Source organism: Nevskia sp., assembly GCF_023266035.1.
GTDB lineage: Bacteria > Pseudomonadota > Gammaproteobacteria > Nevskiales > Nevskiaceae > Nevskia.
Map to the genome: position 1 here is coordinate 1 of NZ_JAHFRY010000212.1, position 4,943 is coordinate 4,943.

Genomic DNA, 4,943 nt, shown 5'->3' on the forward strand with positions numbered 1-4,943 from the left:
TCGCAGATCAAGATCGGCAACCCGGTGGAAGGCACCAACCTGCTCTGGAACGACTCGGCTTTCAATCAGTCGGTGCGGGCGATCAATGGCAGCTTCCCTGGCGTCAACACGCTGGAGATCGTGCTGGAGGCGAAGAACCCGGACTCGACGGAGTGGGCCTCGCACACGGTCGACGCCTACGACACCATGACCCGGCTGCAGGACCTGATGGAGAAGGGGCCGAATCCGCCGCGGGCGACGCTTTCGTTTGCCGACTACCTGCGCGAATCGAACCGCCTGTTCAACGGCGGCGACCCGCGCTGGTCGATGATCGATCCGCGCGAACGCGCGGTGTCGTCGGCCGCGATCGGCGCGATGATGGGGTCGAGCAGCAAGAATTTCAGCCATGTCGTCGATCCCAGCCTGCAGCACTCGACGGTGTCGCTCTGGTATCCCGACAACAAGCAGGAAACCGTCGACGCTGCGCTGGCCTCGGCAACCGCTGCGGTGGCCGCGGTCGGTGTCGATCACAAGGATTTCACCGTGCGCCTGGCGACCGGCACCATCGCGCTGCAGGAAGCGGTGAACCGGGTCATCAAGCGCTATCAGTGGGTGGTGATCGTGGTGCTGAACGTGTTCGTGTTCATCCTCTGTGCCTTCGCCTACAAGTCGATGGTCGCAGGCCTGATCCTGCTGATTCCGGTCAATCTCGCCAACGAAGCGCTGATCGCGGCCATGCACCTGCTCGGTGTCGGGCTCGATACCAATTCGATGATCGTTGCGGCGATCGGTGTCGGTGTCGGCATCGATTACGGCATCTATCTGCTGTCGCGCATCTGCGAGGAAATCCAGACGACCACCGGCAGCGCCGACGAGCGCTGGGCGACGGCGATCGACTCGGCGCTGCGTACCACCGGCAAGGCGATCCTGTTCACCGCCAGCGTCATGGTCATCGGCATCATCCCCTGGTATGTGATGTCCGGCCTGAAGTTCGTCGCCGACATGGGCCTGCTGCTGATCGCGATCATGGGCATCAACATGGTCCTGGCGCTGGTGGTGTTGCCGCTGATCGTCTGGTGGGTGCGGCCGAAGTTCGCGCTGAAGCCGAATTCGCTGGTCAGTGAAGGTGTCGATCTGGCCTTGTTCACCGACGGCGGCGTGACCGGCAAGATCTGAGGGGTCTGCCGCAACGGCGCGCCTACCCGAACGGGCGGCTGCGCAGCTGTTGCGGCGCAGGCACTCTCCCAGCAGAGACGACCGGCCGATTGAAGCTGGCGCCGTTACCGTGCCTACCGAGGAGCAGATCCATGGATGACCGCAGCCCCATTTCCGCCAAGGCAACCGCCAAGACAACAGACTTCGACGCCATCGTCGTCGGTGCCGGCTTCGCCGGCATGTTCATGCTTCATCGTCTGCGCCAGCAGGGCCTGAAGGCTCGCGTCTTCGAGCGTGGCAGCGGCGTTGGTGGCACCTGGTTCTGGAACCGTTATCCCGGTGCCCGCTGCGATACCGAATCGATGGAGTACAGCTATCAGTTCGACGACGCGCTACAGCAGGAATGGAACTGGCCGGAACGCTATTCCGCGCAGCCGGAGATCCTCAAGTACGCCAATCACGTGGCCGATCGCTACGATCTGCGTTCGGATCTGCAGTTCAACACCAAGGTGCTGAGCGCCACGTTCGATGAATCCCGCAACTGCTGGACGATCGCGACCGACGACGGCAAGCGCGTCACGGCCCGCTATTTCATCATGGCCACCGGCACGCTTTCGATCGCCAACAAGCCGCAGTTTCCGGGTGTCGAATCGTTCAAGGGCCGCGTGCTGTACACCAGCGACTGGCCGCATGAAGGTGTGGATTTCACCGGTCGCAAGGTGGGCCTGATCGGTACCGGCTCGTCGGGCATTCAGTCGACGCCGCACATCGCCGCCCAGGCCGATCATCTGACCGTATTCCAGCGCACGCCGAATTTCTCGGTGCCGGCCCGCAACCGGCCCCTGAGCGAGGAAGAACGCAACACGACCAAGGCCCGCTACGGCGAACTGCGCAAGTTCACCTACGAGCAGCCGTTCGCGACCGATTTCCACCTCAACGATCAGTCCGCCCTCAGCGTTTCGCCGGAAGAGCGCAAGCGGATCTACGAACAGCGCTGGAACGAGCACGGCGGCCTGCATTTCATGGCCGCTTTCAACGATCTGATGTTCAACTCGGAGGCGAACAAGACGGTCGCCGAGTTCATCGTCGACAAGATCCACGGCATCGTCAACGATCCGGACAAGGCCGAGATCCTGGCGCCGCGCAACGGTGTGGTCGGCTGCAAGCGCCTGTGCAGCGACACCGATTACTTCGAGACCTTCAACCGCGACAACGTCAGCCTGGTCGACGTCAGCAAGCAGCCGATCGAATCGTTCACCGCCAATAGCATCAAGGTCGGCGGCAACGACTATCCGGTCGACGACATCGTCTTCGCCACCGGCTTCGACGCGATGACCGGTGCGCTGCTCGGCGTCGACATCAAGGGCCGCAACGGTCAGCCGCTGCGCGAGAAATGGAGCGCCGGCCCGCGCACCTATCTGGGCCTGCAGACGGTCGGCTTCCCGAACCTGTTCTTCATCTCGGGGCCGGGCAGCCCGTCGGTGCTGACCAACATGATGGTGTCGATCGACCAGCACGTGAATTTCATCAGCGACACCATCCGCCATCTGGAACAGTCCGGTGTCGCGCTGATCGAGCCGCAGCAGCCCGCGGAGGATGCCTGGGTCGATCACGTCAACGAAGTTGCCGACCTGACGGTGTATCCGACCTGCAACTCCTGGTATCTCGGCTCCAACGTGCCGGGCAAGACCCGCGTGTTCATGCCTTACGTCGGCTTCAACACCTATGTCGACAAGTGCAAGGACGTGGTCGCCAAGGGTTACCAGGGCTTCACCTTGGTTCGTCGCGCGGCTGAAACGGCGTAGCGGGCCAACCGATGCCTGCCACCACGCCGATCGCCGCTGCCGCCGTCGAGCGCTGCATCCACGACTACATCGCCGCCTGGAATGCCCGTGATTTCCCGGCGATGGCCTCGTTCTTCACCGAACCCGCGGTGTTCGTGCTGGCGGCCGGCACCCATGTGCTGGCTGATCGCGCAGCGCTGGTCGCCTTTCTGCGCGAGATCTTTGTCGCGCTCGAGGCGGCCGGCTTCGGACACACCAAGATCGGCGCCATTACCACGACGCGCTGCGCCGCCGGCTTGATGCAGGCCGAGGTCGCCGACATCTGCCGCTATCACCGGGATGGCCATCTGCTGGAAACCATCGAGGTGCAGTACACGCTGCGCCGCGATGCCGACGGCGCGTTGCGGATGATCTCGGCGCTGTGGTGCGAGCCCGGCTGGCGTCGCGCTTCAGCGACCTAGCGGGCGACCGAGATGCCCAGGCCGACGCGGGTGACCGAGCGGTTGTAGTCGAGCAGGCTTTCGCCGTAGCCCTGCCAGAAATAAGCCGTCCAGAAGAAGTTCTCGCCGGGTCCCGGCACTGAATAGCGCAGCGAGAAGGCGCCACGCCCGGTGGTCGGGTTGTAGCGCACCAGGGTGCTGGCCTGATGACGGGTGAACAGGCGCTGCTGCACCTGCAGTTCGGTATAGCCGAGGTAATCCTGGATATCCGGGTTGTCGTCGCGCTTCGGATCAGTGACCGCGCGCTTCTGGTCTTCGGGCAGGCGGTACCACCACTTCCAGTAGACCAGCGTGCCCCGGTGCTCGTAGAACGGCGCGAAGTAGAGACGGTTCCAGCTGCGCGAATCGGGCAGTTCGCGGCCGTTCGATTCGTGCTCCAGCCCCAGATCGGCGCCGAGGTTCAGCCAGCGGGCGCGATTGATCGGCTTGAAGCGGTAGAACACTTCCGGGTTGAAGTTGTTGTCGCGGAACGGTTTCGAGTCGGCCCCGTTGAAGGCCTGCAGAAACGACTTCTGCGAATAGGCAAAAAAGATCGGGTAGTCGAACAGCTTCAACTTGCCGCTGATCGTGAACAGTACTTCGCTGGAGCTGCCGGGATAGCGGCCGGAGTAGGTTGCCGGCAGCAGGTACATCGACTTGTACAGGCTCAAACCCTTGGTATCTGAGGTCAGCGCGAAGGTGTCCGGGTCGACGATGATTCGCCAGGAGGTGCTGCGCCGCTTCTCGTACTCGGCCTGTTCCTCGGCTGGACTCAGCGTCCGCGCCGCTGCGGCTGCCGGCGGCGTTGCCGATTCGTCAGCAAGGCCATGGTTGATCGCGTCGGCCACGGCCTCGGGTCGCGGTAGCGGTGCCGGGATGGGTTCGTCGGCACCGGAGGGAAGTGCGGAACCACAAGCTATGATGATGGCGGCCGCCAGCCATCTGACGCAGTGAGGCATTGCTGATCCTGGAATTTCGGGGATAGCTGGCACGATAACGGAAATCACCGTTGCTTCCGCAGCGGCGTCCGCCATCCAACAACCGGACTCCCGATGCTGAAGGAAATTGCGCTGTTTCTCGCCGCCGCCGTGATCGCCGTACCGCTGTTCAAGCGGCTGGGCCTCGGTGCCGTGCTCGGTTATCTGTTTGCCGGCCTGTTGATCGGCCCCAGCGGCCTGGGCCTGATCGAGGGGGTCGAGCGGGTGCTGCACGTCTCCGAATTCGGCGTGGTGCTGCTGATGTTCGTGATCGGTCTGGAATTGCAGATCAGCCGTCTTTGGCGGCTGCGCGCTCATGTCTTCGGCCTCGGCGGTGCCCAGGTGCTGCTGACGGCGGCGGCGCTCACCGGCTGCGCGATTGCCCTGGGCTTGCCCAGCGATGCCGCGATCGTCGCCGGCTTCGCACTGGCGATGTCGTCGACCGCCTTCGTGCTGCAGATGCTCGCCGAACGCAAGGAACTGGCGGATCACCATGGCCGGGCGGCGTTCTCGATCCTGTTGTTCCAGGACATCGCGGTGATCCCGTTCCTGGCGCTGCTGCCGCTGCT

5 protein-coding genes are annotated in these 4,943 nt (G+C 63.6%); 4 read left to right on the top strand and 1 reads right to left on the bottom strand.

What is annotated here, in order from left to right; translation table 11 throughout:
* The 3 genes from Q0D45_RS20920 to Q0D45_RS20930 all read left to right on the top strand — a co-directional run.
* A partial coding sequence (locus tag Q0D45_RS20920; protein WP_293397668.1) for an MMPL family transporter occupies positions 1–1,155 on the top strand: 1,155 nt, incomplete at its 5' end.
* A gap of 131 nt (positions 1,156–1,286) precedes the next feature.
* Entirely contained in the window at positions 1,287–2,939 is a 1,653-nt protein-coding gene (locus tag Q0D45_RS20925; protein WP_293397670.1) for an NAD(P)/FAD-dependent oxidoreductase, read from the top strand.
* An 11-nt stretch (positions 2,940–2,950) separates the two neighbouring features.
* A complete protein-coding gene (locus Q0D45_RS20930) occupies positions 2,951–3,379 on the top strand; it encodes a nuclear transport factor 2 family protein (protein WP_293397672.1) in 429 nt (142 codons plus the stop codon).
* Here the strand turns inward: Q0D45_RS20930 and Q0D45_RS20935 are convergent.
* Complete coding sequence (locus Q0D45_RS20935; protein ID WP_293397674.1) at positions 3,376–4,245, bottom strand: phospholipase A; 870 nt, start codon at positions 4,243–4,245, stop codon at positions 3,376–3,378. The two genes, Q0D45_RS20930 and Q0D45_RS20935, sit on opposite strands and share 4 nt — an antisense overlap.
* Positions 4,246–4,449: 204 nt before the next feature.
* On the opposite strand from Q0D45_RS20935, the gene Q0D45_RS20940 reads away from it, so the two are divergent.
* On the top strand, positions 4,450–4,943 hold a 494-nt coding region (locus tag Q0D45_RS20940), incomplete at its 3' end, for a cation:proton antiporter (RefSeq protein WP_293397676.1).

Excerpts from the sequence above, each read along its gene's own strand:
- Q0D45_RS20925 (WP_293397670.1), top strand. The coding sequence starts at position 1,287 with ATGGATGACCGCAGCCCCATTTCCGCCAAGGCAACCGCCAAGACAACA.
- Q0D45_RS20930 (WP_293397672.1), top strand. The coding sequence starts at position 2,951 with ATGCCTGCCACCACGCCGATCGCCGCTGCCGCCGTCGAGCGCTGCATC.